Origin of the sequence: Corynebacterium sp. HMSC064E10, assembly GCF_001812505.1 — a bacterium.
GTDB lineage: Bacteria > Actinomycetota > Actinomycetes > Mycobacteriales > Mycobacteriaceae > Corynebacterium > Corynebacterium amycolatum.
In genome coordinates this window covers 498,758-519,702 of record NZ_KV809174.1, presented here as the reverse complement: position 1 = coordinate 519,702, position 20,945 = coordinate 498,758, and the positions used below count along the sequence as shown (strand labels likewise).

Here is a 20,945-nt window from a genome sequence, read left to right as displayed (position 1 = left end):
ACAAATAAGTTAACGCATTAAAACACTATGTCTCCAGCCATTCGACTGCCGGGGTAGCCGGATGGCTGCCCTATTATTTGCAGCCTGCCCAGTCTTCAGCAGGTCCAGCCGAATCTGATATGGTCGGCACGTTGATATCATTTGTGCACGTAACCTTCACCACGCGGAACGTGGTCATCACCGCCTGCTTAAATTCTTCAGGATGTGCTGATGGTACGGACAAGACGATTTCGTTCTCCACAAAGATCGGTGCCGACACGCTGACAATTATCGTGATACCCATTTGCCGATGGTATTGATTCTTTGGATCAATATGCAGGAACTAACCTACAAAGCAATCTCTACAGCATTGTATGCAAACCGAATTATCACTTTTAATTCGCGATGTGACTTTTCGATAATCCTTTCGTCTATTGCCACAAAGTACGTAGGACTCCCCTAAGGCTCGCCTTCAGCAGCACCAATCATCCACGAACCATTAGAGAAATATGCATAATCAGCCATCTAATCCACATTTTTCTCGGCACAATCTGCACCGCGCCGAAGTTTTGCTGCCGACAGTCGCTCAACTGCCAGGTCACGCATTAAAACAGTCAAGACGGTTTCCGCTTCACCAGCAACCGTTCAGTGTGCAGCAAATGCATTCTGGTGAAGCGGAAACCGTCCTTTTGCAGCATGCATCCAAACGGGGCTCTGGCCAATTGGCGTCATCAACAAACGAAACCCGCTGCTACAGGTTATCCGCCGCGTACTGAGCTTCCTCCGGGGTAAACTGCTCGCCATATTCCGACGTCAGCTGCTCGTAAATCGCATCCGGGGACATTGCCATCGAATCCTGGTAAGAGCGCGCCTTTTCCAGTGCATTCTTATTCCAGTCCACTTCAAGGTTGTCCATTGCATACTGGGCAGCCTCCGGCGAGAACTTCTCGCCATACTCCGAGGTCAGCTGGTCATAGATGCCGGCCTTGGACATGTGCATCAAATCCGAGTAACTCTTGGCCTTGCGGAGAGCATTCTTGTACTCGGTCGGAGCCTTCTCTTCCTGCTTTTCCTGTTTTTCCTGCTCCTCCGCCTGGCCCTGCTGCTCCTCTAGAGCAGCCCCAGGGTTCTCAGCGAAATCGGCATTCTCAACAGAGCCAGAATCAGCCGCAACTGCAGTGTCCGAATCAAAGAGAGACGCAGCTTCAGAATCGGAGCCCGAATCAGCATCGCCGCCACCGGTCAAGCTGGCCGCCACGGCTAGGACCACAACAGCACCCGCGGCGATACCACCCCACTTGAAGCAGCCACCCTTCTTCTTTTCTTTCGGAGCCTGAGCCATCTGCCCAGCTGCCGACTACCCCTGCGGGTAGGACTGTTGGCCGAGCGGATCCTGCGGGTTGTGCTGGTAGGACTGTTGGCCGAGCGGATCCTGCGAGTTGTGCTGGTAGGACTGCTGCCCCAGCGAATCCTGGGAGCCATACGACCCCTCGGGGCCATACGGCCCCTGTGGGCACTGCGGGTTCTGAGGGAAAGTGGAATCGGACATCGTAAGAAGCCTCCTGTGTAGAAGTTGCAATAAACGAACAGCTCTCTGTCGTCAGTTGGAACTATCTCAGGAACCCTGGATTCAATCTTCCGCACTACACAAAAATTTTCGATTCACGAACCATAAGACGCCGATTAAGGTAAGAAAAAACCAGGCTTTGCCCACAAAAACAGGGCATGGACCTGGCTAAACTCTCGACAAACTAGCTTTCAACCTTGGCCAGCGCTTGCTCAATATCGGCAATAATATCGTCAACGTTTTCCAAACCAATGGACAGTCGAACAAGACCAGGGGTAATTCCCACCGCCGGCAGCTGCTCATCCGGAACCTGGCGGTGCGTGGTGGAAGCCGGGTGCAGCACGCAGGAACGGGAGTCGGCCACGTGCACCTGACGGGTCACCAGCTGCAGCGCATCCATGAAGGTCGTGCCAGCTTCACGGCCGCCCTTGAGGTCAATCGTGACCACACCGGAAGCTCCGTCGAGGTACTTCTGAGCAAGCTCGTAGTATGGGGAAGATTTCAGGCCGGGGTAACGAACGTCGTTAAGCAAATCCGTGCGTGATTCGAGATATTCGGCGACCTTCAGCGCATTCTCACAGTGACGACGCATGCGGACATCGAGACTCTCGAGCGACTGGTTCAGCATGAAGGCGGAGTGAGCAGATGGGTACGCGCCAAAGTCGCGCTGTAGCTGCATGCGCGCCTTAATGACAAACGGCGCGACGGCGTAGTCCTTGGTGTAGACGACGCCGTGGTAGGACTCATCGGGCTCAGTAAAGCCGGGGAACTTGCCGTTGGTGAAGTCAAACTTGCCAGAGTCGACTATGACGCCGCCGACCTGGATTGCGTGGCCGTCCATGTACTTAGAAGTGGAGTGGACGACGATGTCTGCGCCGTGTTCGATGGGCTTACACAGGATCGGGGTGGCGAAGGTACTGTCGACAATCAGCGGTACCCCCTGGCCGTGGGCGATGCGGGCGAACTTCTCGACATCGAGCACACTCATCGCCGGGTTGGCAATGATTTCACCAAATAGCGCCTTGGTGTTCGGCTTGAATGCCGCGGCGATTTCCTCTTCGGAGGCATTCTGATCGACGAAGATTGCCTCGATACCGAAGCGTTTCAGCGTGGTAGCGAAGAGGTTGGAGGTACCGCCGTAAATCTCAGATGAGGTGACAAACGAGTCGCCCGCGGAGCAAAGATTCATGATTGCGAGTGCAGTTGCCGCCTGGCCGGAGGTAGTAGCCATTGCTGCGGCGCCACCCTCAAGGTCGGCGATTTTCTCTTCGACGGCCATAACCGTTGGATTGGCGAAGCGGGAGTAAATCAGTGCGTGAGTTGGCTCGTCGAAGACCGCAGCGATGTCGTCGGAAGAGTCGAACGTGTAGGTCGTTGACTGAATGATCGGCACCTGACGTGGGTCTTTATTACCTGGAACGTAGCCGGAGTGGATGAGCTTGGTCTGATCTTGCATGGGACGAAATGGACCTTTCAATCGATTGAATTCTGATTATATGGCGCGAAGTGGCGCAATCTGAGCTTCAGCAGCAAGGTTCCGCCCCCGCTCCCCCAACCGCAAAGATTTTATTTTCCACCCAACTGTCCATATAATGAGATACCAATCCCGTATAGCAAGACTGGTTCAGTTTTACACACACCACTACGTATCACTCGCCAGCTTTTGCTCCCGGCTTTGCGTGCTGCCCACCAGCAGCTCTCGCCGCGGTCGAGTTTTCTCAAAGTACAAAGTACTCAGTACTCAACACGTTTTGGACTGTCATCATGCCTGCTGCGAATTCTTCCTCTAGCTCCTCCGACCACACTGCGAACGCGAACTCCCCTAAGACGCCGCTTCACGCCGTGCCAGAAGACACCGCCCCCACAGATCCGTCGACCATCACCGATGCGGAAATCTTCGAGGCGCACCGTGGCGGTAAGCTCCGCTCGCACTCGACCATGAAGCTCGAGACGATTCGCGACCTCTCCATCGGCTATACCCCAGGTGTCGCCCGTGTCTGTGAGGCCATCCACGAAGATCCGGCCCTGGCCCGCACCTACACCTGGACCGGCCAGAACGTCGCGGTGATCTCCGACGGCACCGCAGTCCTTGGCCTCGGCGACATCGGACCCAAGGCTGCACTGCCAGTTATGGAAGGAAAGGCCCAGCTCTTCGAGCAGTTCGCCGGTATCTCTGCGGTGCCAATCGTCCTGGATACCCTCGACACGGAGGAAATCATCCAGACGGTCAAGGCGCTGGCACCGTCGTTTGGCGGGGTGAACCTCGAAGACATCTCCGCGCCTCGCTGCTTCGAGATTGAGCAGCGTCTCGACCAAGAGCTCGACATCCCAATCTTCCACGACGACCAGCACGGTACCGCCATTGTCATCGCCGCCGGCCTAATCAACGCCTGCAAGCTGACCGGCCGCAGCTTCCAGGATCTCCGCGTGGTCATCTCCGGCGCTGGTGCCGCTGGTGTCGCTGCGACGAAGATGCTGCTGTCCGCTGGCGTGTCCGACATCGTTGTCGTCGATTCGCGCGGCATCATCCATCCGGACCGCGAGCCACTGAGTGACATCAAGCAGTGGGTCGCCGGCATGACTAACCCGCGCGGTATCACCGGTTCGATCAACGATGCGCTTGTCGACGCTAACGTGTTCATCGGCGTCTCTGCCGGCCGTATCGGCGAGGATGCGATTAGCCAGATGGCCGCTGACCCGATTCTGTTCTCGCTGGCCAACCCGATTCCGGAAATCCCGATGGAAATCGCTCGCAAGTACGGCGCAGTGGTGGCCACCGGCCGCTCGGATCACCCGAACCAGATTAATAATGTGCTGGCCTTCCCGGGTCTGTTCCGTGGCGCACTGGAGGCAGGTGCCAAGCGCATCACCGAAGCTATGAAATTGGCTGCTACCCAAGCGATTGCAGGTGTTGGCGTCGAAGACCTAAGTGCCGACCGCATTATTCCGTCGGCCCTGGATCCGCGCGTGATGCCAGCCGTGGCGAAGGCGGTCCGCGATGCCGCACTGAGTGACCCGGCATCCGGCGCGGTCGAGCCGCTCGATGTCACCGGCTCAGGGCTAGCTTCTGCTGACGCAAACTAGAAATCCGGCGATGCTCAGCGTCCCCTTGTAAATCGGGCCTGGATAAGGTTTTGTTCCTTGTCCAGGCCCGAGTCTTGTTCAGTGTTTCGCAGCCAGTACCTGCAGTTCCCCACTCCCAGAAGCCTGAAAAGTGTGCGGTTTTCCTACACCAGCCTGAAGCGCAGCTGAATAGGGGTACCGAATTTAAGGTATTACTGCGCCTAGGTAACATATTCAGATATGAAAAGACCCATCGCATTGGCGGCTGCCACGCTGACTGCGACCTTGTTCTTAGGGCTTACAGGCTGCGTCACCAATGACGAAAGCGGTAACCCCGAGGGCTGGTCAGAAATCAAACCGGCAGCGGTCCCCGAACTGGCGAAACAGGTCCCAGCAGATCTTCGTAAGCGCGAAGTATTGCGCATCGGCACCAACCCAACATTCGCCCCGGCAGAGTTTAAGGATTCCGCCGGTTCCATCATCGGCTTCGACATCGATCTCATCCGAGCCATGGCCAGTGTCTTGGACCTGAAGATTGAAATCCAAGAACAGGATTTCGCACTGATTCTGCCGGCCCTGTCGGCCGGCGCAGTCGATGTTGGCGCATCCGGATTCACCTCAAACGAGGAGCGCCGCAAGACTTACGACTTCGTCGACTATCTGGATACCGGCCTGCAGTGGGCACGTCGCCCGGGCAGCGACGCCAGCTCCGACAACTACTGTGGCAAAACTGTCGCCGTTCAGCGCAATACCGTCGCTGACATGGAGGACCTGCCGGTAAAGAATCAGGATTGTCTGGATCGTGGGTTGCCACCAATTAACAAGTTGGCCTACCAGGATGCTGGTACCGCCGCTACCACCGTGGTGCTGGGGCGTGCTGATGCATTGGCCGCTGACTCACCAGTCAGTGCCTACGCGGTCAATCGCTCCGAGGGCAAACTCGAACTTGCCGGAGATATCTACGATGGTGCCCCGTTCGGCTTCGCTATTCCGAAGGATTCAGAACTCGGCCCAGTGCTGCAGCAGGCACTGCAGTACCTCATCGACAACGGCCAGTACAAGCAAATCCTGACCACATGGGGTTTGGAAGACGGTGCTTTGGAACGCGCCACTATTAACGGAGAGGAACTTTAAGTGAGCGACTCATCTGCGTCTGGCGCCCGCTACGAGGCCACACAGGCGGAACTCAACGAAGAAATTAAGGCCAAACCGCTGCCACACCCGGGGCGCTGGATTACCGCAGCAGTGCTGCTGGTGCTCTTCCTGTGGTTCATCATCGGTGCCGCCCGCAATGAGGCCTACCACTGGGATGTTTACTTCCAGTACCTGTTCGACACACGAATCGCCGCTGCCGCTGGCTGGACCATTGCACTGACAGTCTTGGCCATGCTCATCGGTGTCGTCGGCGGTGCCATCGTCGCAGTGCTCCGCATGTCGGAAAACCCCGTTCTGTCCACAGTTGCTTGGTTCTACCTGTGGGTTTTCCGAGGAACGCCGGTCTACGTGCAGCTGGTCTTTTGGGGTCTCCTCGGCACTATCTACTCGACGATTGACCTGGGCGTTACCGAGGTTGATTTAAGCACCATTCTCTCCAATACCTTCGTGCTGGCATTCGTCGGTCTCGGCTTGAACGAGTCCGCATACATGGCTGAAATTGTCCGTGCCGGCATCCAGGCTGTCCCAGAGGGGCAGACCGAGGCATCGAAAGCATTGGGTATGAGCTGGTGGCAGACCGTCCGCCGCACCATCCTGCCGCAGGCCATGCGCATCATCATCCCGCCGACGGGCAACGAGTTCATTTCCCTGCTGAAGACCACTTCGCTGGTCATCGCAGTGCCGTTCTCGCTGGAACTCTACGGCCGCTCCACGGATATCGCCAATGCTCTATTCCTGCCGGTGCCGATGCTGCTGGTCGCCGCCACCTGGTACTTGGTCATCACATCGATTCTGATGGTCGGCCAGTTCTACCTTGAGCGCTACTTCGCCCGCGGCGCTACCCGTCAGCTCACCGCCCGCCAGCTGGCCGCGCTTGCCGACGCCGAAGGTGTGCCGCTTGCAAATGCTCGCGTTGTCGATAAGGACGAAGAGCACTTCTACCGAGAGGATCCGCAGTAAATGACTACCAAAGATTTGATGGTTGAGGCGCAAAGGGTTCGGAAGAACTTCGGCCGTCTCGAGGTCCTCAAGGGCATCGACCTGGAGGTTCCACGCGGTACGGTTACCTGCCTCATTGGCCCTTCGGGCTCCGGCAAGTCCACACTGCTGCGCTGTATCAACCACCTGGAGAAGGTCAATGCAGGCCGTCTCTACGTCGATGGTTCCCTGATTGGCTACCGCGAAAAGAACGGTAGCCTCTACGAAATCTCCGCCGCAGAAGCTGCCCGTCAGCGTCGCGATATTGGCATGGTGTTCCAGAACTTCAACCTGTTCCCGCACCGCACGGTGCTGGGAAATATCACCGAGGCACCAGTGCTGGTAAAGGGTGTCTCCCAGGAGCAGGCTGAAAAGCGTGCCATGGAGCTGCTGGAGACTGTTGGTCTGGCTCACAAGGCCGACGCCTACCCTGTTCAGCTCTCGGGCGGCCAGCAGCAGCGAGTTGCCATTGCTCGTGCACTGGCCATGGAACCGAAGCTAATGCTCTTCGATGAGCCGACTTCCGCTCTTGACCCGGAGCTCGTCGGTGAGGTTCTCAACGTCATGCATGGTCTGGCCGATAAGGGTATGACCATGGTCGTCGTGACGCACGAGATGGGCTTTGCCCGCGAAGTCGCCGACCAGGTTGTGTTCATGGCTGACGGCGTGGTTGTGGAAAAGGGCACTCCGGATGAGGTGCTGGGGAATCCACAGCACGAACGCACCCGCAACTTCCTGTCTTCGCTGTTGAAGTAACAGCCGTTGAAGTAACAGCCAGGGGAGGCTGGCAGGCGGAACAGCAAGCCTAAGCGCCAAAAGTTGCGGAGATTCCGCGAAGCATAGTGACTGCCGCGCCAGTAGTCGCCAGAATGACTGCGAGCTTTCGGGCTTGCACAATGGGCACTCGCCGAGAAACGCGAGTGCCCAAAAATATACCCACCACCATGGCAGCCAGACACAGCGGCCAGAGTATAACCGGCGTGGTGGAGAAGACGGAGACGTCAGCGCTGATTTCCTTGAACAGCAAGGACAATGCGCCGGAGACAAAGAAAAGCGGCTGCAAGGTGGCCGCAAACGTCTGCGCTGGCCAACGAGAGGCCTGCGCGTAAACGGTAATGGCCGGGCCCGCGATGCCGGCCAAGGTATTCATAAAGCCGCCGGCAACGCCAGAGGCAACGGCGTACTGTGGGCCGTCAACACGCATGCGCTGAGGCATAAAGGATGTCACCAGCAGCGCAAGCAGCACTAGCCCACCGACCAGAACCTGGAGTGGCCCGCTGGGCGTGTTGTGAACCACCCAGGCGCCTGGCAGCGCCCCAAAAGCCATCACCGGACCAATTAGCCAGAACTTCTTCCAGTCGACGTTTTCTCGCACCGAGATAGTCTGCATGACCGCATTGACGGTGGCGAGCACGTTGATAATCAAAATACCTGCTACTGGGCCTGCAATCAGTGAGAGGACTGGCCCTCCCAGCAGGCCGAGTCCCATGCCAGCTACTCGCTGCATCAGTGCCCCGATGAAAATCGTTGCCACGATAAAGACAAAAGCCCACACTGATAACTCCATGGGAGGGAGTTTACAGCGTGGGCTTTTTGGCTACTCCACGGGCGGGGTCTCCGGGAACCCGTCGTAAAGCGGAGACGTTAGCGGACTCGATGCGAACTAGATGACGCCCTGAGCCAGCATTGCGTTAGCGACCTTCTTAAAACCTGCGATATTGGCACCGAGCACGTAGTTACCCTCGTGATCGTACTCAGCTGCGGTGGTCTCGCAGTTTTTAAAGATGTTGGTCATGATGCGCTTCAGGCGCTCATCGGTGTAGGAGAAGGACCAGGAATCGCGGGTCGCGTTCTGCTGCATCTCCAGAGCGGAGGTAGCAACACCGCCAGCGTTGGCAGCCTTACCCGGTGCGAAGTGGACACCGTTGGACTTAAAGACCTCGATGGCCTCCGGGGTGGACGGCATGTTTGCGCCCTCGGCAACGAAGCGGCAGCCGTTTTCGACCAGCAGCTTGGCGGACTCGCCACTCAGCTCGTTCTGAGTTGCACACGGCAGTGCAACATCGGCCTTGAGCTCCCAGATGTTGCCACCCTCGTGGAACTCAGCGCCCTCAGCCTCGGCCACGTACTCGGAGACACGAGCACGACGGACTTCCTTGATTTCCTTCAGCAGCTCGACGTCGACACCGTTCGGAGTGGAGACGTAACCGGAGGAGTCAGAGAAACCGATGACGGTAGCGCCGAGCTCCTGAGCCTTCTTAATGGCGTAGATAGCGACGTTACCGGAACCGGAAACGATGACCTTGGCACCGTTGATGTCAGCACCGTTGGCCTTCATCATCTCTTCAGTGAAGTAGACGCAGCCGTAACCGGTGGCCTCGGTGCGGACCAGGGAGCCGCCCCAGGTCAGGCCCTTACCGGTGAGGACACCGGACTCGTGCTGGTTGGCCATACGGCGGTACTGACCGAACAGGTAGCCGATCTCGCGGCCGCCGACGCCGATGTCACCGGCCGGGACATCACGGTACTCGCCGATGTGGCGGTGCAGCTCAGTCATGAACGACTGGCAAAAGCGCATGATCTCCAGCTCAGACTTGCCCTTCGGATCAAAGTCGGAGCCGCCCTTACCGCCGCCGATTGGCAGGCCGGTCAGGGAGTTCTTGAAAATCTGCTCGAAGCCCAGGAACTTGATGATGCCGAGGTTCACACTCGGGTGGAAGCGCAGACCGCCCTTGTACGGGCCCAGCACAGAGTTGAACTGAACGCGGAAGCCACGGTTGACCTGAACCTGGCCCTGGTCATCGACCCACGGCACGCGGAAAATGATCTGGCGCTCCGGCTCACACAGACGCTGAACCAAGCCGTAGTCACCGTAGTGTGGATCCTTTTCCAGGACGACCTTCAGGGACTCCAGAACTTCTGCCACTGCCTGGTGGAACTCCGGCTCACCGGCGTTTCGGGTAAGAATCTGGTCATAGAGTCCCGAAACCTTCTGCTCGATATTCAAAATAAACCTCTCTGCGTAACCATTATGGCGCCCACGAAGAACAACCAGTCCGCGGTTGTAAACCGCTTCTCGGTTGCCGTATCTCGGTGGCACAGGTTGTGTGCACAAGGACTGGGCAACTGTTGATATTGAAGCGGACATAATTATACAACGGCATATTGCTGGGAAAACTCGTAGTGTTTCGCACTACACCCGCTCTCTGAGCCAAGCACCGCCACTGTGACCAGTTACACTTTTCACCGATTAGGTAGGAAATTACCTAAATACGGCAACATTCCAGGGATACGTCGCAACAGATTCGAGTAATTCGTCGAACTCACGCAGCACCGGGTCCGGGGGCAATTCTGCACGCGGAGTCAGTAGCTCCGAGAGGTCCATAGCGAGTTCATTGAGAGAACCACCGTGCTGATCGAAGCTCAAGAGATAACGGAATACCTTCCTCTCTCCAAGCGGCTCCTTCGGGTTCTCGCGCTCCCACTGCTCCACCAACTGCGCGTCAGTGTCCGCCGACGCCACCGACACAGCCACATCACTAACCCGCCCGGCGCGGTCAAACTCACTCAACTTAGTACGAAATGCCTCGGCCAGCGCCTCCGATTCGGTCGGCTTCACCAGGCAGTGAAAAACAATCTTCGACATAACTTCACAGGCTAAGCCACGCGAGACGGCCAGACAATAACTAACCGTCGTCAAGCTCCTATCCCCCTACGTTGACGCGCCGACCGCCAGCAAAGACGTAGTGTTGAACCTATGCAGGCTTTCAGCAATCCTCTCATCACGCTTGCCGACGGCACGGTGAAGCAAGTCAATCCTTTTTCCGGTACCCAGGTGTGGACAGTCCCCGGTCGTGGCAATCGGCCGCTGGGAATTAAGCACCCGGATCCGCAGCCACTGAGCGAGGAGGATTTTGGTTCCCGCGATTCCTTCGGCTGGAACAATCTGCTGCAAACCCCACCAGAGAAGGCCCGCGTTGTCCTCGATGACTCAGTATTCGGCGGTTACACCACAGTGACCGGAGTACTGCCTGACCAGCTCTTCGACACCACTGCGGAATTCCGCCGCGTGCCCAACCTGTTCGAAATCGTCTCGTATGACTACTGGGCGGACAACTACGGATTCGAGCCCGACCGCGAGACTCAGCAGCGTATGGAGGCCTACCTCGACGACCCGATGGGCCGCGAGCATGTGCTCAACATCATTCGCACGCGCTACCGCGCCGCTGGACGCAGCGAAGAGGAAATCAGCTCGCTTTCCGACGAGGAGTTGCTGCGCCGAGCCCCGAGCTATTTCGCCGGCGGCCACGATGTAATCGTTGCCCGTCGTCACTTTGTGGACGGCGCTACTCACGATAACCAGCTGGCTTCTTCTGGCACGTTGAGCGTTGCCGAGCACCGCGCACTCATTGCGTTTACCGTCGAGTCGATTGCTGACCTGTACCGACGTAACCGCTACGTGCGTTATGTGGCCGCTTTCCAAAACTGGCTGAAGCCGGCAGGCGCGAGCTTCGATCACTTGCACAAGCAGCTTGTGGCCATCGATGAGCACGGCGAGCAGCTCAAGCGCGAAGTGCAAGCGGTGCGCAAGAACCCGAATATCTACAACGAATTCGCAGTGGACTATGCTGCCCGCCACAATCTGATCATCGCGGAAAATGAGCATGCAGTGGCTTTTGCCGGATTCGGACACCGCTACCCCACGCTGGAGATTTTCTCGAAGTCGGACATCTGCGAACCGTGGCTGCAAACCCGCGCTGAAATCGACGCCATGTCGGATCTGATTCACGCCTGTCATGCCGCTGCCGGCCCCACCATTCCATGCAATGAGGAATGGCATCACCGTCCTGTCGATTTGGATGCCCGCATGCCATGGCGGGTGATGATTAAGTGGCGCACCTCGAACTTGGCCGGCTTTGAAGGTGGCACCAAGATTTATCTGAACACCATCTCCCCATGGGATCTGCGCGACCGCGTCGTACCAGAGATGTACCGTCTACGGGAGACCGGGAAGATCTCGGACAGCATTCACATTGCGACCGAGTGCCAGTGCCTGCCGAATTCCCTGAAGTACAACCCGCTTGTCGAGGACGGAACGCGACTGTAGGCCTCTGGGCAGAAAATAGAGAAAGAAGTAAGGAGTCTTAATCCAGGTGAGCAACAATGAAGCACGACTGAGCCGCATTCGCGACCTCATCGCCACCCATCGAGTGCCGTTGGACAGGCAGTGGGAAATCTACCGCTACCTGCACCAGCACCCGGAGCTGTCTCAAGCAGAGGAGAAAACTGCCGCTTATCTGGCCGGTGCTCTTCGCGACATGGGCACTTACACAGTGCATGAGGGAATCGGTGGCCACGGACTGGTTGGTGTCATGGAAAATGGCCCCGGCCCCACTGTGCTGTTCCGCGCTGATATCGATGCGCTTCCAGTTTTCGAGGAAACAGGTGTGGACTTCGCTTCCTCAGCCACCGGTACCGCCCGCGATGGTTCCGCCACCGCCGTCATGCACGCCTGCGGCCATGATATGCACATGACGGCTGGTCTTGGCCTGGCTAGCCTGATGGCAGCGACTAAGTCTGAGTGGTCGGGTACTTTCATTGCCTTGTTCCAGCCCGCCGAGGAACTGGCCTGCGGTGCACAGGCCATGATTGACGACGGCCTGGCAGACCTCATCCCCACCCCAGATGTGTGCTTCGGCCAGCACATTGTTCCCGGCCCCGCAGGTCAGGTAATGACCATGCCCGGCCCGGCACTTGCTGGCTGTGACACCATCAGCATCACGCTGACCGGTCGCTCCGCGCATGGATCTATGCCGCACAACGCCATTGACCCGACGTACTTGGCCGCCGCGATCGTTCTGCGCTTGCAAGGAATTGTGGGGCGCGAGATTCCTCCCCACGAGTTTGGTGTTTTGTCCGTCGGCACGCTGCAGTCTGGCAATTCGAATAACACAATCCCAGGTCAGGCCAAGATTGTGCTGAACATTCGCTACTACTCCAACGAGGTACGCGCCAAGCTCATTGCGGGCATTGAGCGCGTTGTTCGTGGCGAGTGCCTGGCTTCCGGTACTGAGGTTGAACCTGTGATTGACTACTCGGATCACGGCGAAGTCACTGACAATGATTCGGACGCGTTTGCCACGATTCGCCCGGTCTTGGACGCTGTTCTCGGCGAAGACTCCACCGATGCCGTGCCGTGGACGGCGTCGGAGGACTTCTCAGACCTTCCCCGTGGCCTGAACTGCCCGTATGTCTACTGGACAGTTGGCGCCACACCTCGGGATACGTGGGAAGCCGCCGTTGCTGCCGACCGCGTGGTCGAAGACGTACCGTCGAACCACATGCCGACCTTCCTGCCAGACTTCAAGCCAACGGCTACCTCCGCGACTTCTGCCGCCGCTGCCGCCGTGCTGTCCTACCTGGCAAAGTAAAGGTTGTTTGTCGGCCACTTGCCACCGCGCACAGGGACAAAAAGACAGCCCAGGTTGAAAGGCTCTAGCAAAAAGCCGGTAAGCCCCAAAAGGGCTTACCGGCTTTTCAAATGTGCCAAAGAGCTAGCGTGCGTCCTCGCCAATAACGTGGACGTGAATCATGTTGGTATTGCCCTCATTTCCTGGAGGGGTACCAGCAACAACGACCAGCGTGTCACCAGCGTTGTAGTTTTCCATGGTCAAGAGCTGCTCATCGATGACCTGCATGATCTCATCCGTGCTGTTAACCTCGCGCACCAAGAAGGTCTCCGCGCCCCACGTCAGCGCAAGCTGCGAACGAACCTGCTGATTCGGAGTGAATACCAGCAGCGGCAGGCGAGAGTGCAAGCGTGCCACACGGCGAGCGGTATCACCCGAGGTGGTGAAAGCAACCATAGCGCGGGCATTCAAGCGCTCACCAATATCGCGAGCTGCGTAGGAAATAACACCACGCTTAGTGCGCGGCATGTGAGTCAGCGCAGGAACTTCCCCCTCGCGCTCAGCGGCGGTAACGATGCGAGCCATGGTCTTCACCGTGGCCTGCGGGTACTTACCAATTGAGGTCTCACCCGAAAGCATCACGGCATCTGCACCATCGAGCACAGCGTTGGCCACGTCGGAGGCCTCCGCACGAGTCGGGCGCGAATTCGAAATCATGGAGTCGAGCATCTGGGTGGCCACGATGACCGGCTTGGCGTTCTCGCGGGCAATCTGAATAGCGCGCTTCTGAACCAGCGGAACATCTTCCAGCGGCACCTCAACACCGAGGTCGCCACGAGCAACCATCACGGCATCGAAGGCCAGGATAATCGCCTCAAGAGACTCGACTGCCTCTGGCTTCTCCAGCTTGGCGATAATCGGGACACGACGGCCAACCTCATCCATGACCGCATGGACCAGTTCGACGTCGGAAGGCGAACGGACGAAGGACAGCGCAATGAAGTCCACCCCCAGCTTCAGAGCGAAGCGCAGGTCAGCGATATCCTTCTCCGACAGAGCCGGCACCGAGATGTTCATCCCCGGCAGGGAAACACCCTTGTTGTTAGAGACCGGACCGCCCTCGATGACACGACACACCACATCATTGCCATCTACCTCGATGCACTCCAGGCCCACCTTACCGTCGTCGACAAGCAGGCGATCGCCCGGACGGGCATCATCAGCGAGGTTCTTGTACGTGGTGGAGACGCGGTCGTGCGTGCCTTCGACATCGTCGACGGTGATGCGCACAATCTCGCCGTCAGCCCAATACGTCGAGCCTTCCTTAAAGCGACCGAGGCGAATCTTTGGCCCCTGCAAATCGGCGAGAATACCAACCGCACGTCCCGTAGCATCGGATGCTTCACGCACCCAGTGGTAGTTCTGAGCGTGGTCCTCATGCTCACCGTGAGAGAAATTCAGACGGGCAACATCCATGCCGGCGTTGACCAGCCCGGTAATCCCCTCCAGCGAAGCAACTGCTGGACCGAGGGTACATACAATCTTCGTTCGTCTAAGCACGGCCTCCAGCCTAGTCCCTTAACGGGCTATGCGTCAGTTGGAAACACTGTGAGCTTCAGCAGCCTCGCACTCTCCCCTGACTTCAGCTGCGGTTTCGCGGCTCTTCGCTCGCAGAATCCACAAAGCAATCACAGCGCAGAAGAAGACCACGAGCGACGTGATGTTATTAATACGCACACCGAATATCAGCGTTGCGTCATCGACGCGCATGAGTTCAATGAAGAAACGTCCCAAAGTGTAGGCTGCGACATAGAGTGCAAAGACGCGGCCGCCGCCCATCTTGAACTTTCGGTCCGCCCAGACAATGACCAGACAGGCGAGGACGTTCCACACCATCTCGTAGAGGAACGTCGGATGCACCACGGCCAGCACTTCGCCTGTCGACGTTCCGGTGACAGGGGCAACTCGGCCAAACTCATCAACTCGTTGGTAAATTTCCAGACCCCACGGAAGCGACGTTGGGCCGCCGTAGAGTTCCTGGTTGAACCAATTGCCCAGACGCCCAATGGCCTGACCAAGGATGATTGCGGGTGCGGCCGCGTCAAGAACTGGCGCAAACGGCACCTTCCGCCACTTAGCGACCGCCCACGCGGCCAGCACCCCCAGCGCCACCGCTCCCCAGATACCGAGACCACCATTGGTGATCTTCAGTGCATCGGCGGGATTGGCGCCGGGGCCAAAGTACTTCTCCCAGTCGGTGGCGACGTGGTAGAGACGGCCGCCGATAATGCCCGCAGGAATAACCGCAATGGCAATGTCGAGGACCAACTCCGGGTCTCCACCCCTGGCCACGTAGCGGCGCTGCATCCAGTAAATGCCGACAAGTACGCCAACCAAGATGGAAATCGCGTAACCGCGCAGTGGTAGCAGCCCTAACTGCCACACCCCCTGCGGCGGAGAGGGAATGTTGGCCAGATACGTCGTTGCAGTCTCAGCGAGAACAAGGGTGGAACTCATAGATGCGCTAGCTCTCTCCTCGTACGCCCGCGGCAAGTTCACGGGCGAGCGTTACCAGGTCATCGGTGCTCTTCATCGCGGCCTTGATCAGTGCCGAGCCAACGATTACGCCATCTGCAAACTCGGCAATCTCCGCGGCCTGTTCCCCATTGGAGACGCCCAAACCGACGCACACCGGTGTATCGGTAACCTCACGCGTGCGGGCAACCAACTTGCCAGCGGCCGAGTCGACACTGGCCTGGGCACCTGTGACTCCCATGTGGCTAGTGGCGTAGACGAAGCCGGTCGACGCGGTGGCAGTTAGCTGCAGACGCTCGTTGGTCGATGACGGAGCAACCAACATGATGTTGGACAGACCATTGGTCTCAGCTGCACGCTGCCATTGGCCGGCCTCCTCGGGGATGAGATCCGGGATGATGGTGCCACGACCACCAGCGGCGGCCAAGTCCTCAGCGAAACGCTCCGGACCATACTGGAGAATCGGATTCCAGTAGCTCATGACCACACAGGTACCGCCGTGCTCGGTGACTTCGCGGACCACACGCATAATCTCACGGGTGCGGAAGCCCGCATCCAGAGCCACGTTGGCGGCATCCTGAATGGTTGGGCCATCCATCATCGGGTCGGAGAAAGGCAGACCAACCTCGATGATGTCGGCGCCAGCGTCGACAATCGCCTTGATGTTCTCAATCGACTTATCGGTAGTCGGGAAACCCGCTGGGTAGTAGCCGATAAATGCTGCGCGGTTTTCCTCACGGACTTTGTCAAAGACGTCACTCAGACTCATTTAGGACTCCTCCATCAGATCAAACCACTTAGCAGCGGTGTCGACATCCTTGTCACCGCGACCGGAAACATTGACAATAATCAGCGGCTTACGGCCCAGCTCTTCATTCAGGTCACCGCTGATGAGTCGGGCGGCAGCCACCGCGTGTGCGGACTCGATAGCGGGCAGGATGCCCTCCATCCGAGTCAGGTCCTGGAATGCCTGCATCGCCTGGGTATCGGTCACCGGCAGGTAGGACGCGCGATCAATATCAGCCAGATAAGAGTGCTCCGGGCCCACACCCGGGTAATCCAGACCCGCAGAGATCGAATGCGACTCTGTAATCTGGCCGTCCTCGTTCTGCATCAGGGCGGCGAAGGAGCCCTGGAACACACCCGGATTACCGGCGGCCGAAATAGGGGCTGCGTGGCGACCGGTCTCAACACCATCGCCGCCAGCTTCAGCGCCAATCAGGCGAACCGATTCATCATCGATGAAGTGGTGGAACGCGCCGATTGCATTAGAACCGCCGCCAACGCAGGCCACGACAGCGTCGGGAAGCGAGCCGGTCTCCGCGAGAATCTGCTGGCGTGCCTCGGCGCTGATGATGCGCTGGAAGTCGCGCACCATTGTTGGGAACGGGTGCGGACCGGCTGCAGTGCCGAAGCAGTAGTAGGTGTCATCGGCGTGTGAAACCCAAAAACGCATGGCCTCATTGATTGCGTCCTTGAGAGTCTTCGAACCAATCTCGACCTCGATAACCTCAGCGCCAAGCAGGCGCATGCGGGCGATATTGAGACGCTGGCGAATCGCGTCGACCTTACCCATGTAAATACGGCAGTTAAGGCCGAGCAGCGCACAAGCGGTGGCGGTTGCAACACCGTGCTGTCCGGCACCGGTCTCGGCAATGATGTTCTTCTTACCCATGCGCTTGGCAAGCAGGACTTGGCCCAAGACGTTATTAATCTTGTGGCTGCCAGTATGGTTCAGATCCTCGCGCTTGAGCCAGACGTCAGCGCCGATGTCAGCGGAGAACTTCTCCGCGTAGTACAGCGGCGAGGGACGGCCGACATACGTACGCTGTAGCCGGTCGAGCTCATCGAGAAAATCCTGATCAACGCGGGCCTTCGCGTAGCCATCGGTGACCTCACCGATGACGGCCATCAGCGCCTCTGGCACAAACTGGCCGCCCCACTTGCCCCAGTGCCCAATGGCATCTGACTCGTGGTTCGTTGTCTCCGCGATAACCTCACCCATCGTAGGCAAGCGGTCACCTCGGGCATCATGATTCTTGAAATCTTGGTCACTCACAGTTATCTATTGTGGACTATCCCCACCCGTTGCGGGGAGATAAGGCCTAAGAAACTGTGGTGCGCCAGCACAACAGGTGGGACACGCAACCAAATGAGGCGGAATTCGCGGTGCGATGCAGCTGATTATCGCAACCGCGGACTATCGCTACTCGCTGCGGAGTGTCGGGTGAACACCGGCGGCAACGAGACGTCGGCAAGCCTCACCCGGCTTGCCCGCGGTGACCAGCCCCTCTCCCACCAGCACCGCGTCGGCGCCGTGGGAGGCGTAGTAGCGCAGTTCCTCCGGCCCCTTGACACCGGACTCTGCCACCTTCACAACATGATCCGGCAGCATCGGTGCAAGGCGTTCGTACACGGAGAGGTCCACGTCGAGAGTCTTCAGATTGCGGGCGTTGATGCCGAGGATCTTGGCACCAGCAGCCTCGGCGCGCTCAACCTCTTCAGCGGTGTGCGCCTCAACTAGAGCGTTCATACCGAGCGACTCGGTGCGATCCAGCAGCGACTCCAGTGTCGGCTGATCCAAAGCGGAGCACATCAACAGCACCAAATCGGCACCATGCGCGCGAGCCTCATGGACCTGGTACGGAGTGACGATGAAGTCCTTGCGGAGCACCGGAATGTTCACCGCGCGGCGCACGGCATCGAGGTCAGCGAGCGAACCGCGGAAGCGGCGCTCCTCAGTCAGACAGGAAATGACAGCCGCGCCACCCTGCTCGTACTCTGCCGCCAAAACTTCCGGCGAGGGGATGTCAGCCAGCTCTCCTTTTGACGGAGAGGCACGCTTGACCTCTGCAATCACCTGCACCCCAGGCTTTGCCAGTGCCGTCACGGTATCAATCGGCGACGGTGCCTTCAGCGAGAGCTCCTTGATTTCACGGTAGGAAATCTTGGCTTCCCGAGCAGCGAGATCTTCCCGCACGCCCTCAATAATCTTGTCCAGAACGTTAGCCACGGCCTTACTCCTTATCCAGATCCGTAGGATCTACACCGGCATCCAAAGCATCCCACAGAACTCGACCCGACTGCGGGTCTTCCTCCAGATCCTCGGCGATACGCTGACGGCGTACCTCCGGGGTCTCATACGCGCTGGACTTCTGTTTCTTCACAGCACCCGGTCGACGTACCAGCAATACCGCCCCTACCAGCGCCAGTGCGCAGCACAGCAAGGCCAGAGCTGGCCCCATCGCGTGTACCTGAATGTTATCGACCTGCGCCCAGTCTGCCACAGTCACCGCATCACTGGCGCGCTGTGAGGCGCTTCCCGATGTCAACAAATCCAGTGCCCGCTGGGAGTCCACACCGTCTTCTCCGCTGGCAAGCAAAGTCATCGGGGTCCACGACGCCGCAATTGCGAGCAGCGCCGCAAGCCCACCGACGATACGGCGGCCGAGTGCGCCCAAAATGGTGGTGGCAAAAAGCGCGGCCACCATTGCCAGCGCAATCGAGGTCAACTCCGGAGCCCATACTGCGCCCACCAAATCTGTGGTCGCAGGACCGGACTTGTCGTCGACAGTATCGACTGTCAGCCACGCACTTCGGCTGCACAACCACATTCCCGCCGCGGCCACACCAATGAGGCCACCGGAGAGCATCGTTGTCGACTTCATCGAAAACCTAGCTCCTTTCCGCTGGGACTAGTGTCTCAGCTGCCGCGACAGCTCGCAGCACAGCCGCGGCCTTGTTGCGGGTCTCTTCATCCTCTGCCACCGGGTCAGAATCACTGACAATTCCGCCACCGGCCTGGACGTAGACGGTATCGTCCTTCTTCACGCCTGTGCGGATGGCAATTGCCTGATCGGTATTTCCCCGGAAGTCAAAGTATCCAACGGTGCCGCCGTAAACACCCCGGCGCGTGTCCTCGAACTTGTCGATAATGCTCAGCGCGGAAGGCTTCGGCGCACCTGAGAGCGTTCCCGCTGGGAAAGTGGCCGCGAATGCGTCGACAGCCGTGGCGTCGCTGGAAAGCTCGCCGGTGACCGTAGAGACCAGATGCATAACGTGACTGTAGCGCTCAATATGACGGAAGTCGTGCACAACAACACTGCCCGGGCGGCAGACACGTCCGAGGTCATTGCGGCCAAGGTCGACGAGCATCAAATGCTCACTATTTTCTTTCTCGTCTGCCAGCAAATCAGCTTCCAGCGCATTGTCCTGCTCCACCGTAGCACCACGCGGACGCGTGCCCGCGATGGGGTTGGTGATGACCTCACTGCCCTGGACTGCCACGAGCGACTCTGGGGAGGAACCGACAATTTGGAAAGCAGTACCGGAGAAGTCCTTGGTTGGAACGTTGACCAGGAACATGTAGGGCGACGGATTGGAAACCCGCAGGATGCGGTAGATATCAAAGGCGGAGGCCTGCGTGTCCATCTCGAACCGCTGCGAGAGCACAATCTGGAACGCATCACCGGCGCGGATGTGGTCCTTGCAACGCTCAATACGATCCATGTGGTCCTCGGCGGCGCGCTGGCGACGAATCACCGGCTCTGGGAAGCTAACTTCCGCCGGACGCAGATCAGAGGGCTCCGAAAGCCGCTCCACCATCGCATTGACACGATCACAGGCGGTGTCATACGCCTGATCAATCCGCTCATCCGAGCCGTCCCAGTTGACGGCATTGGAAATCAGCCACAGCACACCCTCGTGGTGGTCAAAAGCAGCCAAATCTTCCACCAGCAGCTGCATGAGCTCCGGAATCTGCAAATCATTGTCAGTGGTATCCGGCAGCTGCGGCTCAATGTAGCGGACAATGTCATGCCCGAAGTAGCCGACGAGACCAGAGGTGAGCTTGGGTACCGAAGCATCGTCGGCAAGCGGGAGTTCCGTGTGCAGCAGCTCCAGCGTGCGACGCAGCGCATCCAGCGGATTTCCGCCCTCTGGCGCGCCCGACGGCGCGTTGCCAATCCAAGTTGCCTCCCCCGCATCATCCACCGTCAGCGCGGCGCGACTGCCGCAACCGATAAACGACCAGCGCGACCACGACTGCCCCACATCGGAGGACTCCAGCAAGAAGGTGCCGGGACGATCGGCTGCGAGCTTGCGGTAGGCCGACAGCGCCGTTTCGCCGTCCGCCAAAACCTTGCGAACCACGGGTACGACCCGATGATGTGCAGCCAGTTCGCGGAAACGCTCACGCGTGGTCATGGTGATACGAGTCATAGCCGCTATTGTGCCACGCACCCCGGATTGCACATCAC

General features: G+C 58.5%; 20 protein-coding genes. 6 read left to right on the top strand and 14 right to left on the bottom strand.

Annotated features, from left to right (window positions below):
* Positions 1-73 precede the first annotated feature (73 nt).
* The 4 genes from HMPREF2860_RS10585 to HMPREF2860_RS10570 all read right to left on the bottom strand — a co-directional run bounded on the left by HMPREF2860_RS10585 (position 74) and on the right by HMPREF2860_RS10570 (position 3,002).
* Entirely contained in the window at positions 74-259 is a 186-nt protein-coding gene (locus tag HMPREF2860_RS10585) for a hypothetical protein (protein WP_141737469.1), read from the bottom strand.
* A 471-nt stretch (positions 260-730) separates the two neighbouring features.
* Positions 731-1,321: an Ltp family lipoprotein gene (locus HMPREF2860_RS10580; protein WP_052155529.1), complete on the bottom strand. Its 591-nt coding sequence runs from the start codon at positions 1,319-1,321 to the stop codon at positions 731-733.
* A gap of 15 nt (positions 1,322-1,336) precedes the next feature.
* Entirely contained in the window at positions 1,337-1,528 is a 192-nt protein-coding gene (locus HMPREF2860_RS10575; protein ID WP_038625694.1) for a hypothetical protein, read from the bottom strand.
* A gap of 202 nt (positions 1,529-1,730) precedes the next feature.
* Positions 1,731-3,002 carry an O-acetylhomoserine aminocarboxypropyltransferase/cysteine synthase family protein gene (locus HMPREF2860_RS10570; protein ID WP_070628917.1) on the bottom strand — a complete coding sequence of 424 codons (1,272 nt, stop codon included), beginning with the start codon at positions 3,000-3,002 and terminating at the stop codon, positions 1,731-1,733.
* Between the two features lie 308 nt (positions 3,003-3,310).
* Here HMPREF2860_RS10570 and HMPREF2860_RS10565 point away from each other — a divergent pair, with 308 nt between their 5' ends.
* The 4 genes from HMPREF2860_RS10565 to HMPREF2860_RS10550 all read left to right on the top strand — a co-directional run bounded on the left by HMPREF2860_RS10565 (position 3,311) and on the right by HMPREF2860_RS10550 (position 7,498).
* Positions 3,311-4,630 carry an NAD(P)-dependent malic enzyme gene (locus tag HMPREF2860_RS10565; protein WP_038625696.1) on the top strand — a complete coding sequence of 440 codons (1,320 nt, stop codon included), beginning with the start codon at positions 3,311-3,313 and terminating at the stop codon, positions 4,628-4,630.
* Positions 4,631-4,849: 219 nt separating this feature from the next.
* Positions 4,850-5,743, top strand: coding sequence for an ABC transporter substrate-binding protein (locus HMPREF2860_RS10560; protein ID WP_038625697.1), 894 nt, complete (start codon positions 4,850-4,852; stop codon positions 5,741-5,743).
* A 63-nt stretch (positions 5,744-5,806) separates the two neighbouring features.
* Positions 5,807-6,724: an amino acid ABC transporter permease gene (locus HMPREF2860_RS10555; protein ID WP_370547264.1), complete on the top strand. Its 918-nt coding sequence runs from the start codon at positions 5,807-5,809 to the stop codon at positions 6,722-6,724.
* Complete coding sequence (locus HMPREF2860_RS10550) at positions 6,725-7,498, top strand: amino acid ABC transporter ATP-binding protein (RefSeq protein ID WP_038625699.1); 774 nt, start codon at positions 6,725-6,727, stop codon at positions 7,496-7,498.
* Positions 7,499-7,547: 49 nt separating this feature from the next.
* On the opposite strand, the gene HMPREF2860_RS10545 is transcribed toward HMPREF2860_RS10550, so the two are convergent.
* The 3 genes from HMPREF2860_RS10545 to HMPREF2860_RS10535 all read right to left on the bottom strand — a co-directional run bounded on the left by HMPREF2860_RS10545 (position 7,548) and on the right by HMPREF2860_RS10535 (position 10,388).
* Entirely contained in the window at positions 7,548-8,309 is a 762-nt protein-coding gene (locus HMPREF2860_RS10545) for a sulfite exporter TauE/SafE family protein (protein WP_038625700.1), read from the bottom strand.
* Between the two features lie 96 nt (positions 8,310-8,405).
* The gene (gene gdhA / locus HMPREF2860_RS10540) at positions 8,406-9,749 is read right to left on the bottom strand and encodes an NADP-specific glutamate dehydrogenase (RefSeq protein WP_038625701.1); all 1,344 of its coding nucleotides are present in this window, start codon (positions 9,747-9,749) and stop codon (positions 8,406-8,408) included.
* Between the two features lie 255 nt (positions 9,750-10,004).
* Positions 10,005-10,388 carry a hypothetical protein gene (locus HMPREF2860_RS10535; RefSeq protein ID WP_038625702.1) on the bottom strand — a complete coding sequence of 128 codons (384 nt, stop codon included), beginning with the start codon at positions 10,386-10,388 and terminating at the stop codon, positions 10,005-10,007.
* Between the two features lie 111 nt (positions 10,389-10,499).
* Between HMPREF2860_RS10535 and HMPREF2860_RS10530 the strand changes: the two genes are divergently transcribed.
* Together HMPREF2860_RS10530 and HMPREF2860_RS10525 are read left to right on the top strand one after the other, a co-directional pair.
* On the top strand, positions 10,500-11,849 hold the full coding sequence (locus HMPREF2860_RS10530; protein ID WP_070628916.1) for a DUF4921 family protein: 1,350 nt from the start codon (positions 10,500-10,502) through the stop codon (positions 11,847-11,849).
* Positions 11,850-11,895: 46 nt separating this feature from the next.
* On the top strand, positions 11,896-13,173 hold the full coding sequence (locus tag HMPREF2860_RS10525; protein WP_049182096.1) for an amidohydrolase: 1,278 nt from the start codon (positions 11,896-11,898) through the stop codon (positions 13,171-13,173).
* Between the two features lie 123 nt (positions 13,174-13,296).
* On the opposite strand, the gene pyk is transcribed toward HMPREF2860_RS10525, so the two are convergent.
* The 7 genes from pyk to HMPREF2860_RS10490 form a co-directional block, all read right to left on the bottom strand.
* The gene (pyk, locus tag HMPREF2860_RS10520) at positions 13,297-14,712 is read right to left on the bottom strand and encodes a pyruvate kinase (protein WP_038625706.1); all 1,416 of its coding nucleotides are present in this window, start codon (positions 14,710-14,712) and stop codon (positions 13,297-13,299) included.
* A gap of 33 nt (positions 14,713-14,745) precedes the next feature.
* A complete protein-coding gene (gene lgt, locus HMPREF2860_RS10515) occupies positions 14,746-15,669 on the bottom strand; it encodes a prolipoprotein diacylglyceryl transferase (protein ID WP_052155530.1) in 924 nt (307 codons plus the stop codon).
* Positions 15,670-15,676: 7 nt separating this feature from the next.
* A complete protein-coding gene (gene trpA, locus HMPREF2860_RS10510; protein WP_038625708.1) occupies positions 15,677-16,456 on the bottom strand; it encodes a tryptophan synthase subunit alpha in 780 nt (259 codons plus the stop codon).
* Positions 16,457-17,746 (bottom strand): tryptophan synthase subunit beta, encoded by a 1,290-nt coding sequence (trpB, locus tag HMPREF2860_RS10505; protein WP_005510336.1) that lies wholly within the window; start codon positions 17,744-17,746, stop codon positions 16,457-16,459.
* Positions 17,747-17,893: 147 nt separating this feature from the next.
* Positions 17,894-18,700: an indole-3-glycerol phosphate synthase TrpC gene (gene trpC, locus HMPREF2860_RS10500; RefSeq protein WP_038625709.1), complete on the bottom strand. Its 807-nt coding sequence runs from the start codon at positions 18,698-18,700 to the stop codon at positions 17,894-17,896.
* A gap of 4 nt (positions 18,701-18,704) precedes the next feature.
* Positions 18,705-19,355 (bottom strand): TIGR02234 family membrane protein, encoded by a 651-nt coding sequence (locus tag HMPREF2860_RS10495; RefSeq protein ID WP_038625711.1) that lies wholly within the window; start codon positions 19,353-19,355, stop codon positions 18,705-18,707.
* Positions 19,356-19,362: 7 nt separating this feature from the next.
* Positions 19,363-20,907 carry an anthranilate synthase component I gene (locus HMPREF2860_RS10490; RefSeq protein ID WP_070628915.1) on the bottom strand — a complete coding sequence of 515 codons (1,545 nt, stop codon included), beginning with the start codon at positions 20,905-20,907 and terminating at the stop codon, positions 19,363-19,365.
* Positions 20,908-20,945: the final 38 nt, after the last annotated feature.